We start from the raw sequence: 21,612 nt of genomic DNA, 5'->3' as shown, positions 1-21,612 counted from the left end.
AGTCATTATATTGACGACCTAAGCGTCTTGGTAACGATAGTAATAGATATTGAGATGATAAAAAACAACTCTATTTATCAGTGTGCCATTGATGGTTATCGTTTGCTAGTATAAATACCAGTACTGTAATATCTTGCGACACCCATTGTCGCATTGAGCATGAATATAGTTATAAGTGTTTTGACTATGACAAGATGAAGGGCGTGGCTTTTTTCAAATCAGCTGTTACACCCTATACTAAAACGATACTTTTTACAGGGTAATTGAATATTATGCCATTACGTCCTATTGATGCTATTTTTGTCCATCCTAAGCAGCGGTCGTACGTTGTTTATTATCGTGGTGAGCTTTGGTGCCTACCACGTATGAAAATCGATGACAGATCATGGCAAAATAGGCGTCCGTATATTGATGACAGTCGCTCACTATATCTTAGTATTCATCAAGCTATTAGCGATCCTATATTGGCACAAAAACTACGCACATTAGATTTACCTGCTGCAGTGCGTGGTAGCACGTTATCGCGTTTTGAGTTGTGGTGGGAGACACATGGCTTTAAATGGTTAAAAGACAGACTGACAGCGGGACAATCACCATTAGCAGCTCATCAAGCAATGGGCTCTGAAGAAGTGACTGATAGCGAAATCATTTCATCACTTTCCACGGAAAAAGATGTGTTTGCGGATATGTTGGCAGAGTTAACTGATGAAGTTATGGATCACAAGCTTTGAATACAACGCTAATATATAGTGCCTGATACAAATTTTAAGATGACCCCATTAATAGATAGAGAGCAGTAATATATGAAAGACTACAAACTGCTACTGGTTGGATTAATTTCGCTGCTAGTAGCAATTTTTATCGCTCTCTTTACTTGGTTGTGGACCAGTAATCACAAAAATACAGACCCGCTGCCTATCATAACCAGTGAGACGCAACCTGCACCTGCCGCAAACGAAGAAAGCACGGACACCTCCCCTGACAGTACGCTTTCTATTCGTGCAGAACAAAGCCTACAAGTACCGATAGATGACGTTATTGTAAGCTTTGAGTCTCGCTATCCTCATATACAAGTTTTGGCGAATTATATTCCTGCTAATACGTTACTAACGATATCGAACGACGAACGCTCTGATCTTATCTCTGATACAGATATTATTATTGCCAATAACGAGCTGTCCAAAGAGCGTCTCTCGCCCCTACAAGACAAGCTAAAGGCCACTCAACATAGTAGTAATCAAAATCAAACAGGTGCTAATTCGGTCAATAGCAATACGGATAACGATAAGGCTGATAAGGCTGATAAGGCTGACATTACTGCCAATAGCACCAACAAAGAAGCACGCACGCTAACCTCTTTCAATTATGCTCTAAAAGATGATCAAGCACTTGAAGGTGTGGTTTTGACCGATAATCCTGTTGCCGTTAGTTTCCGTAACTTTTTACTCTCAAGTGCTGGTCAAACTATATTAGAAAAATACGATTACTATAATATCAATGGCTATGAGAACAGTGTAAATGACTTATTTGAACCATCTTCACAGGCGAGCAAGGCATCCGGTAATAACCCAGTAAATGTCGCTGATGCGCTTGGTAATAGCGAATCGCAATAAATTATTTGTATTTACCTTTTTGCTGATTGCTTTTACGACTGCTTTTTTCTACAATGTCACTCCACAATGCGCCTATAGCTCAACAGGATAGAGCAATTGCCTCCTAAGCGATCGATCCGAGTTCGAGTCTTGGTGGGCGCACCAATCATTGTATTTAGACATAATCTTATCTCAGCCTGTTTTATCCCGCTCATATTCTATGGTTCTCTTTGTTGACTGCCTATCACTACCCAACAGCACTAATGCCCACTCTTTTATCACCATTAATTTGGTAGCGAATCACTAATACATGGCTTAATACCCATACCACCCTTTTCCCTCCTCCATAACTTTATTGATAGTTTTTTGATATCGATAGTCATTAAAAATATCGTTACGATATCAATCACTACAAAAAAATAAGTCATAAAAATTATAATATCAAAAGTAAGCTGTTGAATTGTTTAACAATATAAAAGTCAAGATAAGTTCGCATATTGGGTACTTAACTAGTAATACTTTCGGTACACTGATAAAAATTAAGGTTGAATAATCGCGCAAAACAATCTAATAATAGGCTCATAGGTTCTAGACATTTATCTAGCAACTTATATCCACTATATTTAGGAAATGACTACAATGACGTATAAGAATGTAACTGTCGCAGGAAGCGGCGTCCTAGGCTACCAAATCGCTTTTCAAGCCGCGTTTCATGGTTTTAATGTCAGTGTTTATGACATTAATGATGAGGTCTTAGAAAAGGCAAAATCAAAATTTCAATTGATGTGTAAGGCTTTTCGAAAAGACTTGAGGGCAACCCAAGAGCAGTTAGATAAAGCCTTTGACAATCTGAGCTATACTTCAGATCTAGCAGAATCGGTCAAAGATGCCGATCTCATGATAGAAGCCATTCCCGAAATCCCCAAGATCAAAATCGAATTTTATGAAAAGCTGGCCAAGCTAGCCCCAGAGAAAACCATCTTTGCCACCAACACTTCAACCTTGCTTCCTAGCCATTTTGCAGAATCAACAGGACGCCCTGCCCAGTTTTTAGCGCTTCATTTTGCCAATAAAATCTGGATGCACAATGTCGCTGAAATCATGGGACATCCTGGCACAGATCCTCAAGTGTTTGATGATGTTGTTGCTTTTGCTACTGCCATTGGCATGGTAGCAACGCCGCTTGATAAAGAGCAGCCTGGCTACATCATGAATAGTTTATTAGCGCCTTTTATAGATGCAGCTCTGCAATTGGTGGCAAAAGAGGTTGCCGACCCGCATACGATAGATAAGACATGGATGATAGTCACTGGCGCGCCGTCAGGTCCATTTGCTATATTGGACACTATCGGTATCAACACTGCCTACAACATCACCAAAATATCTGCTGAAGCCACTCAAAACCCAGTAAGGTTTAAGGCTGCTAAGTATTTAAAAGAGCAGTTGATTGATCAAAACAAACTAGGGTCCGCAACTGGTGAAGGGTTTTATACTTATCCAAACCCTGCCTTTATGAATCCTGATTTTTTGAAATGATAAACGGTATAAAACCTGCTAAATAAAGCGGTAACTCCACCAGTCATCGCTTAGTAGATTAGTAGAGTCACACTGATAACTATTTAAACAAATAAAAACCCTTGTAGTATTTAATCTACAAGGGTTTTTTTGATATCTATAGCTTGGGTATACCATTTTTTAAAGTATCAAAACTCATTGCTCAGTTTCATCAACTACCAATGCCATCAACTAATGATCTATTCATAATTCTGATTAAAGATAACAGACAATTCACTAGCGGCCTCTTGCATCAGTGGCACATAGCTGAGTAACTCATCCATACTTTTTCTAACGGTTGGACCATGAGTAAATAGCGTAGCAAATGCTTGCTGCTCGCCATTGGGAATCATCACCGCACAGGCGACCATCCCCGGAATAAACTCTTCGTTATCTATACCCACCTTGGTCTCACGTGTTTTTACAATTGTCTGCATGAGTTGCTTTTTATCCGTTTGGGTATGGGTCGTGAGCGCATGTATCGACATCTTTTCAATGATACGCTCACACTTGTCATCTGACAGCTGTGCCAGTAGTAACTTGCCACTGGCACTGGCCCACACGGGTACATGAGTACCAGAAGGTAAAAATATTTGCAATGGCCAGTCTGACATGACGCGATCAACATAAACCACATCTAAATCTTGCAAAATCGCAATACCAACTGTCTCCCCTATTTTCGCTGATAGCTCATTTAGTATTGCCAATCTCTCATTTTTAAAATCACTGTTTTGCAACAAGTTCATAGCAAGCTTATACGTGCGCTTTCCGCAAGTGACTTTCCCTGGCAGGTCTAATTGAATAAATCCAAGACCCTGCAATTGATCCAGTAATCGATACATACTGGGTACAGGCACTTCCAAGATTTCTGATAAATCACTCACACTCATTGGCCTTTGAGAGCTTGCCAGCACCTCTACAATCTGCAAAACACGTTCAACACTCGATCCTTTCTTCTTCTTAGCCTCACTCATTAATTACTCCAAACCTTTAGCTGACGCTCAGCAAATAAATTTATTCATTATAACGATAAAATTTACGCTTTTGCGTCTTGTCATTATAAACATATTCTGTTACCTTTCACATAACGAGAAAATATTTATCGTTATGTGAAATTTAATTGTTAGGTATGATTGATTTTGTCGGTAATACGCATGACAAATAAACGACCTAGCAAGCTGATAATGGAAGTCATTAATACAAGGATTAGTAATTATGTCGCACAGTATCCTTCTGCCAAGGACCATGGAGATCGGACGCGATGCTTGCCAAAAGCTACCGCAGATATTAAAGAGTTTGGGTATCAAAAACCCCCTGATTATCACTGACGATATGATGGTCAAACTTGGCTATGTCGATAATATTCAACACATTTTAGAAGAAGCGAAAATCAGTGCTGATGTGTTTTCGGACACTGTTCCAGAACCTACTGAGATGTCTATCAGCGCAGGCGTCTCGCAAGTCAAAGCGCAAGACTATGATGGTCTTATTGCATTAGGTGGCGGTAGCCCTATCGATAGCGCCAAAGCTATCTCAATACTGGGTAAGTTTGGCGGGGTCATGCGTGACTACAAGTTTCCTCGTCAAGTCGATGAAGCTGGTTTACCTATCATCGCTATCCCAACGACTGCTGGCACAGGTTCAGAAGTCACCCGCTTTACCATCATCACTGATGATGAGAACAACGAAAAACTGTTGTGCGTGGGTATGGGGTTCATGCCTATAGCAGCGATTATCGACTATACCCTAACGCTTAGCGTACCGCCGCGCACCACCGCAGATACGGGCATAGACGCGATGACCCATGCCATCGAAGCGTACATCAGTCCCAAACGCAATGCCTACAGTGATCAGCAAGCATTGGCGGCGCTGCGCCTGATTGGACCCAATATCCAAACGGCGTATCACGATGGCAAAGATGACACGGCTCGCGAGACCATGATGCTCGGCTCTACCTTGGCTGGTATCGCTTTTTGCAACTCTTCAGTTGCGCTGGTACATGGTATGAGCCGTCCGATCGGTGCGTTTTTCCATGTGCCACATGGTCTATCGAACGCCATGCTACTGCCAACGATTACCGAATTTGGTATCTCAAGCGCGCCCGACCGCTATGCTGACTGCGCACGCGCATTAGGCGTCGCTAACTCTAGTGATACAGATAATGACGCCAACATCCGTTTGATCGATTTTCTCAAAAACTTAAACAAAGAATTGCACGTGCCCACATTGGCAGAGTTTGGTGTGCAGAGAGCCGACTTTGACAAGCTCGTCAATACCATGTGCGAGCAAGCATTTGCGTCGGGCTCACCCAATAACAACCCACGCATACCCAATCTGGAAGAAATGATTCAGCTTTACACCATGCTGTGGGATGACAGCAGCACGGATCACGCCTAGCACTCTGTGATACCAACACTACTTCCATTTACTATCGACAACCCAATAACACACCTGTTTAAAGGACATAAACTATGCAAACTATCGGACACTTCATTAACGGTAGCTTAGTCAATAACGACAGCCAAACTCAAGACGTCTACAACCCTTCAACGGGTGGCGTCAGTAAAAAAGTTGCGTTAGGTGGTACAAAAACCATCGGCGAAGCGGTCGCTGCGGCGAAAGCGGCGTTTCCAGCATGGAGCAAAACATCACCCCTAAAACGTGCGCGCGTGATGTTCAAGTTCAAGACATTGCTCGAGCAAAATGCGGATGAGATTTGCCGCCTAATCGGTGAAGAGCATGGCAAAATCGTCCATGATGCGGCAGGTGAGCTACAACGCGGTATTGAGAACGTCGAATATGCGTGCGGCGCACCTGAATTACTAAAAGGAGAACACAGCCGTAATGTCAGTACAGATATAGACTCTTGGAGTGAATTTCACCCCTTAGGTGTTGTCGCTGGTATCACACCATTTAACTTCCCTGCGATGGTGCCCCTGTGGATGTTCCCGATGGCGATCGTTTGTGGTAACACCTTTATCCTAAAGCCCTCTGAGCGCGACCCAAGCTCAACGCTATTTATTGCGCAGCTATTGCACGAAGCAGGGCTTCCAGAAGGCATTATCAACGTGGTCAATGGTGGCAAAGAAGCCGTTGATGCCATTTTGCATCATCCAGATGTCAAGGCTGTCAGCTTTGTCGGCTCTACCCCTATTGCTGAATATATCTATACAACCGCAGCGGCACAAGGCAAACGCTGCCAAGCATTAGGCGGTGCAAAAAACCATGCGATCGTGATGCCAGATGCTGATTTGGATAATGTTGTGACCTCTTTACTTGGCGCAGCTTTTGGCTCATCAGGTGAGCGCTGTATGGCGTTGTCTGTCGCTGTGGCTGTCGGTGATGAAACCGCGGATAAAATGATTGCCGCTCTGCAGCCAGCTATCGACGCACTCAAGTTCGGGGTTCACTCAGAGAAAAATAACGACTTTGGTCCTGTCATTACCAAGGCACATAAATCTAAAGTCGTCGAGCATATCAAGAGTGCTGCCGATCAAGGTGCCACTTTAGTGACAGATGGCTCTGATGTACAACCAGAAGGTTATGAAGCTGGATTTTTTGTAGGTCCAACGCTGATTGATCATGTCACAAAAGACATGGACAGCTACAAGTCTGAAATTTTCGGTCCAGTACTGCAAGTCATGCGCGTACGAACCATGGCCGAGGCAATACAGCTCATTAATGATCATGAATACGGCAATGGTACTTGCATCTATACCCGCGATGGTGAGGCGGCGCGTCACTTTATCGACAATATTGAAGTTGGCATGGTCGGTATTAATATCCCGCTACCCGTACCCGTAGCATCACAAAGTTTTGGTGGCTGGAAACGCTCATTATTTGGTGACTTGGCCATGTACGGACCAGACGGTGTGAGATTTTTCACTCGACGTAAAACTGTCACTCAGCGCTGGCCGAGTACGGCAGTGAGAGATGAGAAGCAATTCTCCATGCCCACTTAACCCTATTACCTCTTAAGAGCATCACCTCACCGTTGCTCTCAAAAACATTACATAGTATGTCAAAAAATGGTGCTTGCGTCTTACCCACATCACTCGTGGATAGATAGCGAGCACTCTGACTGTGTCAGTTTGATGGCCTTTCGTATATCGGCTATCAAAACCCATGACGTTCTGACTTTTTGTAGTAACACCATAATATTCTAAGGATAGATAACTATGCGAGAAACTTTTGAATTACCCCTCGTAGGTGTCAAAGTCATCGATTTTGGTCAATATATTGCAGGTCCTGCTGTTGGCATGATGCTTGGCGATCTAGGCGCTACCGTGGTTCATATAGACCCGCCGTCTGGTCCAAAATGGCGTAGTCCGGCTAATGCTGTATTAAACCGCAATAAATTAATGCTAAAAATCGATCTTAAGACTGCTGAGGGAGTAGCGCAGGCTGAAGCGTTGATCTTGGAAAGTGACATTGTGATTGAAGGCTTTCGCCCTGGAAAAATGGCAGAGATGGGACTCGATCTGGTAGCACTGCGCAAAAAACGTCCACAGCTGATTGCCTTATCAATTCCTGGATTTGCCTCAAACGATGAAAACCGCCGTGAGCTTCGTGCCTATGAGAGCATCATTTCAGCAAGCTCAGGGGTATTTACTGATATGGGTCTCAATCGCGTACTCATGGGTATCAACCCGTCATTCTCGCCGCTACCGCTGCCTTCTGCTTATGGTGCCATGCTGGCAGGTTCTGCCGTTGTCTTTGCTCTACAAGCTCGTGAAAACACAGGGCTTGGCGACGCTATTGAAGTTCCGCTTGCAGCGGCTGTTATGGAAGGTCTTTGTTACAATTCGATAGAAATCGAGGACTTACCTGAGCGTTATTTGACTCAGCGTGAGGTTGAGATTCAGCGCCGCCGTGTCGAAGGTATTCCAATGAACATGGGCTATGAAGAGCTACAAGAATTGCTAGACCCTTTTTATCGCAGCTATATGTGCAAAGATGGGCGCATGTTTTACGTGGTATGCCCTAGCCACAAATATCATGCAAAGCGTTGCCTAGAGGTTTTAGGGTTGTACGATGAGTTAATTGAGGAAGGATTAACTGAAGAGGAGGATACTTATGTACCTTCTAGTCAGTGGCAGTCTGATACCTCGCTTGGTGTTTATCCGATGCCAAAATACTGGGCAGATCATATCGCTGAAAAAATGAAAGGCGCATTCTTAAAACGCACCTCAAAAGAGTGGCAAAAGATCTTTGGGAAACGCGGTATACCTGGGGCGCCCCAACGTTGGCTACAGGAGTGGATCCATGATGATCATGCCGAAACCACAGGACTGATGATCGAAGTCGAAGACCCCACTTATGGCAAGATGATTCAGCCAGGCCCAATTGTGTGGCTTGAAGAGTGCGGCGAACAAATGCTGCAACCCAAACCACCGATGCCGGTAGATTTTGATAATGCCTTTAAAAAACTAAAGAGCATCAAGACCAAGCTGCCTTCAGTGAAGGACAGTGATGAGACCTATGGCTGGCTAGATGGTATCAAAGTTCTCGATCTATGCAATGTGATTGCCGGACCGCATTCAGCAGCTTACTTGGCACGGTTTGGTGCAGAAGTCATCAAGCTCGATCCTGCGTCACCACTGTACGATAGCTGGAACACCGTTATTTACGGTATGTCTCAAATGGTAGGTAAGCAGTCGATACTTGCTGATATTCGCTATGGACAAGGACGAGACGTATTCGAACAACTGGTTCGTTCAGCTGATGTCATTGTTTGGAATGCAACAGACACACAAATCAAAAAAGTGGGATTGGATGCTGAGGGTTTAAAAGCATTAAATCCTGAAGCGATCTTCTGCAAGCTAGATTGTTTCAGTGGTGTTCGCAAAGGTCCATGCAGTGACTTCATTGGTTATGATGACGTCGTGCAAGCATCTACTGGCATCATGTTACGCTGCGGCGGCGCTATGGATACGCCTGAAGAACATGCGCACGTCGGTACCATCGATGTTATGTGCGGTTTTGGGGGTGCAATGAGCATTGGGGTTGCGCTCTATCAAAAGTATCGCACAGGTCAAATTGGGCGTGGTCGCACCTCGTTAGTCGCAAACAGCGCATTGCTGCAAATTCCATACTGCTACGACTTTGAAAAACGAGGGTTGTTCGAAGAACCCTCAGGCAGAGAGACCAATGGTCACGATGAATTGACGCGTTTTTACTACACCTCTTCAGGGAATTATTTGCTACTGAATGCTTATGAAGGCGACGTCAAAAACTTTGAGAAAGTCGAAGGTTTGGAAGGCTTTAGTCAGCTCGATAAAGATGATCGCGCGGCCTTCTTATCTAACGTTTTCCAAAAAGCACCTGCTCATGATTGGATAGAACGCTTGCAAGCAGCTGATATTGCTGCGGTCATTTGTGCAGATATCAATGCGTTGCGTGCCGAATACAGCCGCCCTGCAAACAATACGCCAGGCACTGATCGTGGTAGTTACTCTTTCTCAATCTACGAAGACCATCCAAGCGGTCATAGAGTTACGCAGCTTGATCCCTATGCCATTCGACCCTCTAACAGCACGATATATGCGCTTTCTAGACCTGAAAAGTTTGGGAAATCGACCCGTCAAATAATGCTAGATCTTGGCTATAGTGAGGCGGACATTGAAGCGGGTATCGCCAGTGGCAGTTTGAGTGACAGTTGGGGTGATGAGTTTTTACCAAGTTGAATCAAAATTTAGCCCATAACAAAGCATCAAGTGACCCAAAGGATTGTGGAACTTGATGCTCACTTAAGCAAAGAGATATCATCTAAAGGATTAGTCATGAGATATAAAAACAAACCCCCATTAACCAAACTGCCAATAAAAGTCGCAACCAAAGGCTTTTATGAAGGGTTTAACAAAGACGTTACCATCACCGCTAAAATATTGCTTGGCCTACTCATTGTTTGGGCTGTAATATCTCCTAAAAACTCGATGACCGTATTGGGTTCGATTAATAGCTTTTTACTCAATCACTTCTCGACGTGGTACATCCTGGCCGTCGCTTTTTTCTTGATTTTAGCGATGCTTTTGGCCTTTATTCCACGCTATGGCAAGCTGATTTTGGGAGATTCAGGTGACACGCCTGAGTTCTCTAATTTTTCATGGTTTTCTATGATCTTCGGCGCAGGCATCGGCGTTGGTATGTTGACCTTTGCGACCGCAGAGCCCATGTATCACTTTGCCAATAACCCTGAAGTCATCAAAGGTATGGCGACTGGTTATGGTGCTGATAACGTGCGATACGCTTACAAATGGGCTTTTCTACATTGGGGCTTTAGCGCTTGGATTTGCTATTCCTTAGTTGGTCTGTCGATGGCGTATTTTTCTTTTCGGCGCAAACTTCCGCTTACTATCCGTTCGGGACTTGCGCCGTTATTTGGCAAAAAACTCTCCGGTAGGCTTGGTGATGCAATCGATATTGTCGCCGTTATTGCGACTATTTTGGGCGTGGCTCAGACACTCGGGTTTGGGGTTGAGCAGTTTGTATCTAGTATGCACCGTGTCGGTATGGGTGATTGGTTGATCAACACTGATGGAAAGTCGTCAGCAGCAGCGATTATCGTTGCGCTTGTTGTTATCGTTGGGGTTGCCACGCTCTCAGCACTTTCTGGTCTTGGTAAAGGCGTAAAATGGCTTTCCAACCTCAATATGGGCTTAAGTGTTATTCTCTTTGCATTTTTCTTAATCTTTGGTTCAACATTCTTTGGCTTACAGTCCTTTTTCGTCGGTTTGTTTGACTATGTTGTCGCGTTGCCTGAATTGCTCGTGACCGTTTGGCAGCCAGATGGCACACCTGTTGGCGAGACCCTTGCTACCTGGCAAAAGGACTGGTCAGTGTTTTATTGGGCATGGTGGATTGCCTTTGGTCCCTTTGTTGGTGTGTTCTTTGCCCGTATCTCACGCGGTCGCAGTATTCGCGCTTATCTACTTGGTACGGTCGTTCTACCCGCACTCATGTGTTTTATTTGGTTTTCAATTGTGGGCGGTACCGCGATTGACTTAACACTAGGTGGTACGGATGCCATATCAAGCGTAAGACAGGAGTCTCAATTACTAGCGATGCTCGATGTCATGCTCTCACCGACTGCTGCTTGGGCAATGGCCTTGTTGGTTTTAGTGTTACTCCTAACCTACTTAGTGACCACGTTAGATTCAGCTATTTTGGTTATCAATACGATAAACTCAGGCGGTAACGAAGGTCCAAAAGGTCGTCCACATATCATCTTTTGGGGCGTCATACTGGCATTGGTTGTTGGCGTGCTCTTGATCAGTGGTGGCTTGGGTGCGATCAAAACCGCAATGGTTATTGGTGCCCTGCCCTTTAGCTTCGTTATGGTGCTGATGGGCATAGCGCTTATAAAAGCCATTCTCTACGACACCAGTCATGATCGCGCGGACAACGTAAAATCGGTCGATGAATAATCATTCTAAAGCGCATCCTGTATTGCTATGAGTCGCCTTAATGTTTCTACCTTAAGGCAACTTGATTGATCGTTCAACAAATCAATAACGGTTGACATACAAACCCATAACGGCGAAGGCCATAATACTTTTAGCATTAATGTATTATGGATTTCGTCAGGTTGGTTTGTTTCATGTCAACAAGGTCGCTCTTTATAACATTATGCTGTCCTATACATTTGCTACTTCATCTTTGCCACTTCACATGCTTATGATTTAGGCAACATCATTGTTTATTAAGGTTGATAAGTTTGGTGTTCTATTGAAATGAAATATTTGATTAAGCACAAAGAATGATAGTGAGACAAGACCATACACTTCCTGAATAATCACTTTATAAAACCACGATTATTGATATTCATCTTTAGGAGAATGGTATGAGCACTAACATAACCAGAAACAGCACATATATTGATGGGCATGAAATTTCATTTTTAGAGCAAGGGTCTGGTAGTCCAGTTATCTTGTTACATGGTATTCCGACCAATAGCCTTATGTGGCGCAATATCATTCCACAGCTCGCCAAAACACATCGTGTCATTGCCCCTGACCTTCTCAATTACGGGGAATCTGCGAAACCAAAACATGCAGACGTGTCTATCAATGCGCAAAGTAGTATGATTGTAAAGCTCATGGATGCGCTAGGTGCGCCTCAAGCCGATGTTATTGGACATGATATTGGTGGAGGGGTTGCTCAACTGATAGCAGTCAATTATCCAGAAAAAGTTCGCAAGCTTGTATTGATCGATAGTATTTGTTTTGATTCATGGCCTATCCCAGATTTTGAGCCGCTACAAGAGCCTGGCGCTGAATCAGACATGAGTCTTGAGGACTTTGTTAGCATGATGCAAGGTTTTATGCCAAAAGGCGTAGAAGATAAAAGTGTCATGACTGATGAGCTAATTGAGACTTATATCCAGCCTTGGTCAACTGAGGACGGTAAGCAGGCGTTTTTCCGCAATTTGAGACGGTTAAACAAAGAATATACTCAGGCCATCACTGACGAATTGAGCAATCTACCCCATCAGACATTAATATTATGGGGCGATCAAGACCCTTTCCAAAAGCCAAAATATGCGCCAAAATTAGAAGAGGCCATTCCAAATGCTCAGCTCATCTGGATCAATGACGTTGGTCATTGGCTGATTGATGAAAAACCAACTGAGATTGGTGAACACGTTATTCAATTCCTTGGCTAACGTATGAGCGGTAAATAAATATACTACCCTACCCGACAGAGCGCTGTACCAAATAGTAATGACATTATACTATTTGATACAGCGCTCTGTTATATGGCTTACTGTTTCCGATATGGCTATTTTCGGCATTGCTTTTTATCGTTAGCAAACCGTTATCAATACGGTCTTTTACTGATATTACCTATCATCGATATTGTCTGTTTTATAGGCTACTCACCATAGTATCAGGCGATAAAATAGCGGCTAACGCCTCATCACTGAGTAGTTTTTCTTGTTTGACCAGTTCTGCTACACCTGAACCACTCAGCAATGCATGTCCTGCAATGCGACTGGCGTTTTCATAGCCAATATGCGGCACTAGTGCAGTGACAATACCGATACTGTTTTCGACATGCTGTGCGCAGCGCGTTTCATTTGCTGTAATCCCTTGAATACAGCGTTGATCCAACATACGAATCGATTTTTCCAATATACGTGTGTTGTTGAGGAGGTTATAAACGATTAGCGGCTCCATTGCATTTAGCTGCAACTGACCTGCTTCTGCGGCCATAGTGATCGTCGTGTCTGTCCCCATAACCTGAAATGCCGCTTGGTTCATGGCCTCAGGGATCACAGGATTGACTTTACCTGGCATAATGGATGAGCCAGGCTGTATGGCAGGTAGATTAATCTCTCCAAGTCCTGTACGCGGTCCACTCGATAGCAATCGCAGATCATTGCTCAACTTAGACAACTTGATAGACAAGCGTTTGAGCGTACCAGAAAACGCCACAAACGCACCCATATCCGCACTCGCTGCAATGAGGTCTTCAGCTGTCTTTACAGGTAGATCGCTGATAGCAGCCAACTCATCAATTGCTACCGCAGCATAACCCTTTGGTGCATTGATACCCGTTCCAATAGCGGTGCCTCCTAAATTCAGCTCACACAACTGCAGGCAAGCCTGTTCGATTTGTGCGATTTCGCTACCGATATCACTGGCAAAGGCACGGAACTCTTGACCCAATGTCATCGGTACAGCATCTTGTAATTGCGTACGCCCCATCTTTAGAACACCACTGAACGCTTCTGCTTTATCCATTAAACTGCGCTGTAGATTAATGATCGTCTCCTTTAGAGGCGCTGCTACAAATACAATAGCCAAACGCGCGGCACTAGGATAGACGTCATTAGTAGACTGCGAGCGATTGACATCATTATTGGGATGTAGGTACTCATATTGACCGTACTTCAGCCCCATTTTTGCAAGTCCAATGTTAGCAATCACTTCGTTGGCATTCATGTTTGTGGACGTGCCTGCCCCGCCTTGTATCAAATCAACAATGAACTGCTCATGATACTCACCATTGATGATGTCTGTGCATGCATCGGTGATAGCGCTAAGCTTAGCATCGCTGAGCAAGTCATAACGGTGATTGGCTTTGGCAGCCGCTGACTTAACCATAGCCAGCGCTCTAATCAACTCAGGAAAATGACTGATTGACACTCCTGTGATATTAAAGTTCTGATACGCTCGCTGCGTTTGAATACCATACAAGGCAGTCGCTGGCACAGCTTGCTTGCCAAGTAGGTCTTTTTCAATACGGGTGGGTGTTTGGTCGTTACTTAGACGTTCAGTATGGTTCATATATTCGTTCTTCTTATAAATTAATCAAATAGAAAAGGTGGCAATATGATTGTTATATGCTGATCATTTGACAGCTAATTGATACCAGTTGCTAAGCATAAAGGACTAGACGAACATGAGTATGCTCAGCACCGTGTGCTATAGCCGTTAGATCTATAACCAATCAACAAATGCTCTCAATCACATAAAACAGAGCCATCGTAACGGAGAAGATGTAACAAGAAAAACGTAAACATTCTGCTCTCAGCCCCAAAATTTTTGGTGCTCATTGACATAGGTAGCAAATAAGATTGTCCTACAAAGAGAACAATGTTATTTACAGCTGCTTTAAGAGATTTCCTGGAAGAATAAAGCGTAGAAAATACGAGGCACACAATAAATAGGAAAAGAATTTATAGACGCTCTTACTTATAACAATAAACGTTTTATGATTTGAGCATAGCGGATAAAGAAACGCTGTAGGGAGAATGACCATACAGACAACGACTGGCACGAGACTAGATATAAAAAACTGGTTATCACAGACCCAATACTTGCTTTAAGGCAATAATTTGTGGCTGCTGACGGTCTACGTAACGGTAGGCAGGCACCACCTCTCGAGCCAGACTATTATCACCCAAATGATGAATCTGGACTGGTGCCGCACTCCTAATCCATAGACCAGCATACGGAATCAGCGCCACGCCCAAACCAGACTCAACCATTCTGACAATGGCATCAAGATCATTGATCTCCATAATAGTGTTTACTTTGATATCTTGCTGCTTAAAAAACTTACTCAATTTTGCCCCAGAAGAAGACTGCAAACTGTAATGAATAAAAGGGTGTTGCTCAAACGTTTGCTTTAAGCTATGAAAAGGCCATTTCTTGGGTGTGATCAGTACATAAGGCTCAGTCATAATAGACTGAGTAACGATGTCTTTGGGCAAGGTAAAAGCCGGCTGTATCGTAATGGCAGCGTCGATACTCCCTACTGCCAGTTTTTCAAACAACTCTATAGAACGCCCTGGGATGATCTCTGTCTGCATCAGCGGCGCCAATATCGTAATGGCTTTTAGTGCCTCTGGCAAAATACCAACTTGAACTGAGTTGATCGCACCAATTCTAAGCTGACCATAATAGCTGGCAATATCTGTGTCTGAAGGCGACTGCATGGTTGCATAGAGCTGCAATATCTCTTTAGCGATTGGTAGTACCCGTGCCCCTTGCGGATTAAGCGTGACAGCACGAGCAGAGCGAGTAAAGAGCGCCAAACCCAGCGTATCCTCCAGACTTTTTATCTGCGCACTCACAGCGGACTGGGTAAGATTGATGTGCCGAGCAGCCGCTGCAAAACTGTCCAATTCGCAAACTGCAACAAAGGTTTTAAGCTCTCTTATCATTGGTGTCACCGCATGTAGTGTTGATATTTGCTTCAGACTTTTTTTAGGCTCTACGGCTATTATCACTTCTGTACAAAGGCAATAGCAAAAGGCAATAGCAATTGAAGTTAGCGTATAAATGAATACTTCGTTAAGTAGTATAAGCTAACGCTTCATTAACATCTAACAAATTGACAGCAAGGGTTGGCTTATACTACCATTGAAAACTCACTTTATTAATCTTACCTATCACATGTAAGATCGTTTCGGAGTAACCTCATGCAGTGGACTAAACCAGCTTTTCAAGACATCCGTATCGGTTTCGAAATCACTATGTATTTTGAAGCACGCTAAAAACTCATAAACCTGAATACATTAAAAGCCCTAGATGATTAGGGCTTTTACTTTTTTAGCAATTTGGAAATATTGATCTATGTATATTCACGTTTTAGGCTCAGCAGCAGGCGGCGGCTTTCCGCAGTGGAACTGTAACTGCGAAAACTGCCACGGTGTACGCCAAGGCACCATCGACGCACATACCCGTACCCAGTCTTCGATCGCCATCTCAGAAAATGGTACCGATTGGATTTTATTTAACGCATCCCCTGACATTCGCCAGCAGCTATTTGACTTTAAAGCCGCTCAGCCAGCTCGTCATCTAAGAGACACAGGCATCACCGATGTGGTATTGATGGACAGTCAGCTTGACCACACCACGGGGCTATTAACCTTACGTGAAGGCTGCCCCATCTCTGTTTGGTGTACGGACATGGTGCATGAAGATCTCAGCACAGGCTTTCCGCTATTTAATATGCTAAAGCACTGGAACGGCGGCCTACAATACAATCAAATTGACCCAAAACAAAGCTTTCAAATTGACGGTTATAGTAATTTAGAGCTAACACCTTTAGTGATTAGAAGTTCAGCACCGCCGTATTCGCCGCATCGCAATGATCCTCATGATGGCGATAATATCGCGCTGATTGTGAAAGATTTGAAAACACAAAAGCAGCTGTTCTATGCGCCAGGTCTAGGCAAAATTGATGATGAAGTCATGCAAATCATGAAAGCGTCTGATTGCGTAATGATTGACGGTACGCTATGGACAGACAACGAGATGCAAGAGCGCGGCGTTGGCACTAAAACGGGTCAAGACATGGGGCATTTGCATATTAGTGGTGACGATGGCTCGCTGCACTACTTAGATCAGCTCGATAATGCTCGTAAGGTACTTATTCATATCAACAATACCAACCCGATATTAAATGAGCAATCTGAACAAGCGGCGACATTAAAACAGCATGGTGTTGAAGTGGCCTTTGATGGTATGCAGATAGAGCTTTAAGACAAACGGTAAGACAAAGACAGCAATCGCAAGGTAAAAATAATGCAAGAAGAAACCGCAGCACTCAGCCCAGAAGCGTTTGAACAAGCGATTATGGCAAAAGGTCAGTATTATCATATCCACCATCCTTTTCATATCATGATGCATGAAGGGCGCGCGACGCAGCAGCAAATCCAAGCGTGGGTTGCCAATCGATTTTATTACCAAATCAATATCCCGCTAAAAGACGCTGCGATTATGGCAAACTGCCCTGATCAGCGCGTGCGTCAAGAGTGGATCCAGCGCATGATTGATCAAGATGGCGTCTACCCTGATGGTGGCGGGCGCGAAGCGTGGCTCGGTCTGGCTGAAGCGGTTGGACTGACGCGTGAGCAGGTGATTTCGGAAGAATTGGTTTTGCCCGGTGTACGTTTCGCGGTTGATGCATATGTGAACTTTGCCCGCCGTACGTCATGGCGTGAGGCGGCGAGTAGTTCATTGACCGAGCTGTTTGCGCCGCAGATTCATCAGTCGCGCTTAGAGTCTTGGCCCAAGCACTACCCTTGGATCAAAGAAGAAGGCTATACCTATTTTCGTTCGCGCCTCAGCCAAGCTCGCCGCGATGTTGAGCATGGTCTGACCATTACCCTTGACTCATTCAAGACGGCAGAGCAGCAAGAACGCATGCTTGAGATATTACAATTTAAACTCGATATTTTGTGGACGATATTGGATGCCTTAAGTCTCGCTTATGTGCATGACCAAGCGCCTTATCAAAGCGTCACCACTGACCATGTCTGGCATAAAGGATTGTTCAAATGAGTATACCCGCGAGTTTACCTGAGCTGGATCAATCTCTGGTTCCCACATGGCGTCATGGCTATCGCTTTCAGTTTGAGCCAGCACAAAACGCTTATGTCCTGCTCTACCCTGAGGGTATGATAAAACTCAATGACAGCGCCAGTATTATCGGACAGCATATTGATGGTCAGGCATCCATTGCTGATATTATTAAAAAGGTGAAAGCCATGTTTGGCGACGTGCCTGAAATCGAGCAAGACATTATCGAATATATGCTGGTCGCCCAGCGTGAACATTGGATTGACTTAGTATGACTGCACCCGTCGGACTGCCGCTATGGTTACTCGCTGAGTTGACCTATCGCTGCCCATTACAATGCCCGTATTGCTCCAACCCCATTGACTATGCTCAGTACAAACAAGAGCTGACGACAAAGGAATGGTTTGATGTGTTTGATCAGGCGCGGCAAATGGGCGCAGTGCAACTTGGGTTTTCTGGCGGTGAGCCGCTGGTGCGTCAAGACTTAGAAGAAATGGTCGCTTATGCGCACAAGCGAGGTTTTTATACTAACCTCATCACCTCAGGTATGGGACTCACTGAAGCACGCATCGCCAGTTTAAAAGAAGCCGGCCTACAGCATATTCAGATCAGCTTCCAAGCCAGTGATCCATCGGTGAACAATGCCTTAGCGGGTTCCAAACATGCTTTTGAGCAGAAGTATGAGATGTCACGCCTGGTCAAGCAGTACGACTATCCGATGGTGCTTAACTTTGTGATTCATCGACAAAACATCGATCAGATTGACCAGATTATTGATCTCTGTTTAGAGCTAGAGGCCGATACGGTTGAATTGGCTATTTGTCAGTTTTATGGTTGGGCGTTTGAAAACATTGAAGGTTTACTACCGACCAAAGCGCAAGTGGTTCACGCCGAACGCATTACCAACGAATATCGCCAAAAAATCGAAGCACGTGGTATCAAATGCAAACTGATCTTTGTGGTGCCTGATTATTACGAAGAGCGACCAAAACCTTGTATGGATGGCTGGGGCAAGATTTTCTTGACCGTCGCGCCTGATGGCACTGCCCTACCTTGTCATGCTGCCAGACAGCTGCCTATAGAGTTTCCTAATGTGCGTCAAAAACCACTCAAAGATATTTGGTATGACTCAGACAGTTTCAATCAATATCGCGGTGATGAATGGATGCCTGACATATGCCAAAGCTGCCCCGATAAAGAGCGCGATTATGGCGGCTGCCGTTGCCAAGCGTTTATGCTGACGGGCGATGCCAAGAACGCTGATCCTGTGTGCGGCAAATCGCCATATCACTACCTGATCGAAAAAGCACGTATCAATAGCGAGACGCCAACTCCGTTTGAGGAGCTGCGCTTTAGGAACCCTAAAAACTCTAAACGATTAAGTATGAGCAAAGAGCAACTGATTCCCACGCATACGGTCACGGATTAATGATGAATAACCAGCCCATAATTTTTGACGGTCATAACGATCTGTTAACCCGCCTATGGTTAAGCTCGGCTGATGATCCTGTGCATGATTTTATTTATGGTACGCTACCGGGGCATTTAGATTTGCAGCGCTGCCAGCAAGCAGGTTGGATGGGCGGTTTATTCTCTATTTTCTTACCGCCCTACGCTTATGTAAAAAATAACCATCCTGACAAGTTATCCAACCTGTCAAATTCAGACTTTACTCCGCAAGAAATCGTTGATATTTGCTGTGCGCAATTGGCGCTTGCTCAGCAATTACAAGCGCGATCGGAAGGTCAGATTCAAATTTGTACGTCGCTAGCACAAATTCAAGCCTGTCAGCAGAACCAGCAATTAGCTATCGTGCTGCATCTTGAAGGTGCTGAGTTTTTGGCTATTGAGCCTGACTTACTGGATGTTTTTTATGAAGCGGGGCTTAGAAGTATTGGCCCACTGTGGAATAGAAAAAGTCTATTCGGTGATGGTTTAAATGCGTCTTTTCCGCATTCTCCAGACACAGGCTCTGGTCTAACCCGCGAAGGCAAAGACCTTATTTTGGCATGCCGTGATAAGCATATGCTGGTTGATGTGTCACATATGAATGAGCGCGCGTTTTGGGATACGTTAGAGATTGCGAATCAGCCCATTGTCGCAACCCATTCCAATGCGCATGCCTTATGTCCGCAAGCCAGAAACCTGACTGACCAGCAGCTGGCTGCCATCAAACAAAATGGTGGTCTAGTTGGGGTGAACTTCGATGTGGCCTTTTTGCGTGCGGATGGACAGCGAGATACGCAGACCTCACTTGATGTAATTGTCGATCATCTTGCTTATCTGATCGACCATTTAGGCGAAGATCACGTTGGATTTGGCTCTGATTTCGATGGGTGCTTATCACCTGATGACTTATCTGATATCAGTCAAATCTCCAAGCTGATTGGGCGGATGCAACAACGACACTTCTCTGATACGCTTATTGAAAAGGTTACTTCAAAGAATTGGTTTAGTGTGCTAGGTGAGATATGGCGGTAATAAGCCATATAAGGAATCCATAAGAGTGGCTGGCACATTATAAATTCATATACAATTCTATACTTCCTAAATAGTTTATTAAAATCATAACCAACCATAACTTCCTAGGTCAATTACATGACTCCCATATATACCGCATTGGCTATACTAGTTACTTTTATTTGGGGCGTAAACTTTACCTTTATTGCATGGGGGCTTGAGAGCTTTCCACCATTGATGCTCACTGCACTTCGTTTTTTCTTTACTGCTGTGCCATTGGTTTTATTTCTAAAACCACCTAAATTTAACCGTACTTTATTAATATACGCCATCGGTACATTTGTTATGCAGTACGCTTTTGTATTCACTGCCATGCATTTGGGCTCATCACCGGGACTAACGGCACTATTACTCCAGATTCAGATTTTTATCACTGTATTATTGGCTTACTTTATATTGGGTGAGGCAGTAAGTCGAGTGCAAATCATTGGTATGTTGGTTGGTGTACTTGGACTCAGTGTGATTGCGCTAAACCTTGGTGGTGATATGCCTTTAGCTGGATTTATCTGTATTTTGATTGCAGCAATAGGTTGGAGCTTTGGCAATATCGCATCAAAGCAAGCATCAGCGCAAGCAGCCTTAAAAACTGCGCAACAGGGTTCAAAAATGAGTATTGTCTCGCCTAGCACTGACAAAAACAAGGCATCTGCATTATCTGCTCTAGCATTAGTAGTTTGGGGCGGTCTCATTGCTTGCGTGATATTGACTCTATCTTCTCTCATCTTTGAGCCCGAAGCCTGGCAAGTAGCAACGTTTACCGAAGCCTCACTAAAATCTTGGCTATCGCTTGCATTTATTGTGTACATCTCAACACTCATCGGCTTTGGACTATGGGCGCATTTGCTCAGTCAAAATACTGCGTCCAAGGTTATGCCTTTTGCCCTACTGGTACCCTTGTTTGGCATGGTGACCTCCGTGCTGCTCACAGGAGAAATCGTAACATGGTGGAAGATGTTAGCAATGTTATTGATTTTATCCGGATTATTACTGGCGAATGTGAAGCTAAAATTACAAAGAAAGCATCAATCAATATGACGTTAGCTACTTTACTTAAAAGAAGTAAAAAATGCGTTAAAAACATGTGCTCTCATTACACACAAAAAAACCACCCTAGCCATGCAAGCGAGGGT

General features: G+C 44.2%; 18 protein-coding genes and 1 tRNA gene. 16 read left to right on the top strand and 3 right to left on the bottom strand.

All coding sequences use genetic code 11. The features are described 5' to 3' along the window. Positions 1-272 precede the first annotated feature (272 nt). From AC5JPY_RS01280 to AC5JPY_RS01265, 4 genes are all read left to right on the top strand, one after another. Positions 273-731, top strand: coding sequence for a hypothetical protein (locus AC5JPY_RS01280; protein ID WP_493851842.1), 459 nt, complete (start codon positions 273-275; stop codon positions 729-731). A gap of 72 nt (positions 732-803) precedes the next feature. Continuing rightward, a complete protein-coding gene (locus AC5JPY_RS01275) occupies positions 804-1,613 on the top strand; it encodes a hypothetical protein (RefSeq protein WP_493851841.1) in 810 nt (269 codons plus the stop codon). A gap of 68 nt (positions 1,614-1,681) precedes the next feature. Continuing rightward, a tRNA-Arg gene (locus AC5JPY_RS01270) sits at positions 1,682-1,757 on the top strand. Positions 1,758-2,231: 474 nt separating this feature from the next. Then, positions 2,232-3,128, top strand: a complete 897-nt coding sequence (locus tag AC5JPY_RS01265) for a 3-hydroxyacyl-CoA dehydrogenase (protein ID WP_493851840.1) — start codon at positions 2,232-2,234, stop codon at positions 3,126-3,128. 218 nt (positions 3,129-3,346) lie between these two features. On the opposite strand, the gene AC5JPY_RS01260 is transcribed toward AC5JPY_RS01265, so the two are convergent. Then, a complete protein-coding gene (locus AC5JPY_RS01260; protein WP_493851839.1) occupies positions 3,347-4,120 on the bottom strand; it encodes an IclR family transcriptional regulator in 774 nt (257 codons plus the stop codon). A gap of 241 nt (positions 4,121-4,361) precedes the next feature. Here AC5JPY_RS01260 and AC5JPY_RS01255 point away from each other — a divergent pair, with 241 nt between their 5' ends. The 5 genes from AC5JPY_RS01255 to AC5JPY_RS01235 all read left to right on the top strand — a co-directional run bounded on the left by AC5JPY_RS01255 (position 4,362) and on the right by AC5JPY_RS01235 (position 12,810). Next, positions 4,362-5,543: an iron-containing alcohol dehydrogenase gene (locus AC5JPY_RS01255; protein ID WP_493851838.1), complete on the top strand. Its 1,182-nt coding sequence runs from the start codon at positions 4,362-4,364 to the stop codon at positions 5,541-5,543. A 74-nt stretch (positions 5,544-5,617) separates the two neighbouring features. Beyond that, on the top strand, positions 5,618-7,108 hold the full coding sequence (locus tag AC5JPY_RS01250) for a CoA-acylating methylmalonate-semialdehyde dehydrogenase (protein ID WP_493851837.1): 1,491 nt from the start codon (positions 5,618-5,620) through the stop codon (positions 7,106-7,108). A gap of 216 nt (positions 7,109-7,324) precedes the next feature. Beyond that, entirely contained in the window at positions 7,325-9,832 is a 2,508-nt protein-coding gene (locus tag AC5JPY_RS01245) for a CoA transferase (RefSeq protein WP_493851836.1), read from the top strand. A gap of 96 nt (positions 9,833-9,928) precedes the next feature. After that, positions 9,929-11,572: a BCCT family transporter gene (locus tag AC5JPY_RS01240; RefSeq protein WP_493851835.1), complete on the top strand. Its 1,644-nt coding sequence runs from the start codon at positions 9,929-9,931 to the stop codon at positions 11,570-11,572. Between the two features lie 416 nt (positions 11,573-11,988). Then, complete coding sequence (locus AC5JPY_RS01235) at positions 11,989-12,810, top strand: alpha/beta fold hydrolase (protein ID WP_493851834.1); 822 nt, start codon at positions 11,989-11,991, stop codon at positions 12,808-12,810. 202 nt (positions 12,811-13,012) lie between these two features. Here the strand turns inward: AC5JPY_RS01235 and AC5JPY_RS01230 are convergent, their stop codons facing one another. Both AC5JPY_RS01230 and AC5JPY_RS01225 read right to left on the bottom strand, forming a co-directional pair. After that, a complete protein-coding gene (locus tag AC5JPY_RS01230; RefSeq protein WP_493851833.1) occupies positions 13,013-14,437 on the bottom strand; it encodes an aspartate ammonia-lyase in 1,425 nt (474 codons plus the stop codon). Positions 14,438-14,955: 518 nt separating this feature from the next. Continuing rightward, positions 14,956-15,819: a LysR substrate-binding domain-containing protein gene (locus tag AC5JPY_RS01225; RefSeq protein ID WP_493851832.1), complete on the bottom strand. Its 864-nt coding sequence runs from the start codon at positions 15,817-15,819 to the stop codon at positions 14,956-14,958. A gap of 258 nt (positions 15,820-16,077) precedes the next feature. Between AC5JPY_RS01225 and pqqA the strand changes: the two genes are divergently transcribed. The 7 genes from pqqA to AC5JPY_RS01190 all read left to right on the top strand — a co-directional run bounded on the left by pqqA (position 16,078) and on the right by AC5JPY_RS01190 (position 21,517). Next, a complete protein-coding gene (gene pqqA, locus AC5JPY_RS01220) occupies positions 16,078-16,152 on the top strand; it encodes a pyrroloquinoline quinone precursor peptide PqqA (RefSeq protein ID WP_075107140.1) in 75 nt (24 codons plus the stop codon). 79 nt (positions 16,153-16,231) lie between these two features. After that, positions 16,232-17,143, top strand: coding sequence for a pyrroloquinoline quinone biosynthesis protein PqqB (gene pqqB / locus AC5JPY_RS01215; RefSeq protein ID WP_493851831.1), 912 nt, complete (start codon positions 16,232-16,234; stop codon positions 17,141-17,143). Positions 17,144-17,185: 42 nt separating this feature from the next. Further along, complete coding sequence (gene pqqC / locus AC5JPY_RS01210) at positions 17,186-17,944, top strand: pyrroloquinoline-quinone synthase PqqC (protein ID WP_493851830.1); 759 nt, start codon at positions 17,186-17,188, stop codon at positions 17,942-17,944. Beyond that, the gene (pqqD, locus tag AC5JPY_RS01205; protein WP_493851829.1) at positions 17,941-18,237 is read left to right on the top strand and encodes a pyrroloquinoline quinone biosynthesis peptide chaperone PqqD; all 297 of its coding nucleotides are present in this window, start codon (positions 17,941-17,943) and stop codon (positions 18,235-18,237) included. The genes pqqC and pqqD overlap by 4 nt, the downstream gene beginning before the upstream one ends. Continuing rightward, positions 18,234-19,391 carry a pyrroloquinoline quinone biosynthesis protein PqqE gene (gene pqqE / locus AC5JPY_RS01200; RefSeq protein ID WP_493851828.1) on the top strand — a complete coding sequence of 386 codons (1,158 nt, stop codon included), beginning with the start codon at positions 18,234-18,236 and terminating at the stop codon, positions 19,389-19,391. Before pqqD ends, pqqE begins: the two co-directional genes overlap by 4 nt. A gap of 2 nt (positions 19,392-19,393) precedes the next feature. Beyond that, complete coding sequence (locus AC5JPY_RS01195; protein WP_493851827.1) at positions 19,394-20,443, top strand: dipeptidase; 1,050 nt, start codon at positions 19,394-19,396, stop codon at positions 20,441-20,443. A gap of 117 nt (positions 20,444-20,560) precedes the next feature. Beyond that, positions 20,561-21,517, top strand: coding sequence for an EamA family transporter (locus tag AC5JPY_RS01190; RefSeq protein WP_493851826.1), 957 nt, complete (start codon positions 20,561-20,563; stop codon positions 21,515-21,517). Positions 21,518-21,612: the final 95 nt, after the last annotated feature.

Source organism: Psychrobacter sp. H27, assembly GCF_059072655.1.
Note: the sequence above shows the minus strand (reverse complement) of the source record. Positions and strands in the feature narration are given on the sequence as shown.

Bases quoted from the DNA above. Each gene is read 5' to 3' on its own strand.
- AC5JPY_RS01280 (WP_493851842.1), top strand. From the start codon at position 273: ATGCCATTACGTCCTATTGATGCTATTTTTGTCCATCCTAAGCAGCGG.
- AC5JPY_RS01275 (WP_493851841.1), top strand. From the start codon at position 804: ATGAAAGACTACAAACTGCTACTGGTTGGATTAATTTCGCTGCTAGTA.
- AC5JPY_RS01265 (WP_493851840.1), top strand. From the start codon at position 2,232: ATGACGTATAAGAATGTAACTGTCGCAGGAAGCGGCGTCCTAGGCTAC.
- AC5JPY_RS01260 (WP_493851839.1), bottom strand. From the start codon at position 4,120: ATGAGTGAGGCTAAGAAGAAGAAAGGATCGAGTGTTGAACGTGTTTTG.
- AC5JPY_RS01255 (WP_493851838.1), top strand. From the start codon at position 4,362: ATGTCGCACAGTATCCTTCTGCCAAGGACCATGGAGATCGGACGCGAT.
- AC5JPY_RS01250 (WP_493851837.1), top strand. From the start codon at position 5,618: ATGCAAACTATCGGACACTTCATTAACGGTAGCTTAGTCAATAACGAC.
- AC5JPY_RS01245 (WP_493851836.1), top strand. From the start codon at position 7,325: ATGCGAGAAACTTTTGAATTACCCCTCGTAGGTGTCAAAGTCATCGAT.
- AC5JPY_RS01240 (WP_493851835.1), top strand. From the start codon at position 9,929: ATGAGATATAAAAACAAACCCCCATTAACCAAACTGCCAATAAAAGTC.
- AC5JPY_RS01235 (WP_493851834.1), top strand. From the start codon at position 11,989: ATGAGCACTAACATAACCAGAAACAGCACATATATTGATGGGCATGAA.
- AC5JPY_RS01230 (WP_493851833.1), bottom strand. From the start codon at position 14,437: ATGAACCATACTGAACGTCTAAGTAACGACCAAACACCCACCCGTATT.
- AC5JPY_RS01225 (WP_493851832.1), bottom strand. From the start codon at position 15,819: ATGATAAGAGAGCTTAAAACCTTTGTTGCAGTTTGCGAATTGGACAGT.
- pqqB (WP_493851831.1), top strand. From the start codon at position 16,232: ATGTATATTCACGTTTTAGGCTCAGCAGCAGGCGGCGGCTTTCCGCAG.
- pqqC (WP_493851830.1), top strand. From the start codon at position 17,186: ATGCAAGAAGAAACCGCAGCACTCAGCCCAGAAGCGTTTGAACAAGCG.
- pqqD (WP_493851829.1), top strand. From the start codon at position 17,941: ATGAGTATACCCGCGAGTTTACCTGAGCTGGATCAATCTCTGGTTCCC.
- pqqE (WP_493851828.1), top strand. From the start codon at position 18,234: ATGACTGCACCCGTCGGACTGCCGCTATGGTTACTCGCTGAGTTGACC.
- AC5JPY_RS01195 (WP_493851827.1), top strand. From the start codon at position 19,394: ATGAATAACCAGCCCATAATTTTTGACGGTCATAACGATCTGTTAACC.
- AC5JPY_RS01190 (WP_493851826.1), top strand. From the start codon at position 20,561: ATGACTCCCATATATACCGCATTGGCTATACTAGTTACTTTTATTTGG.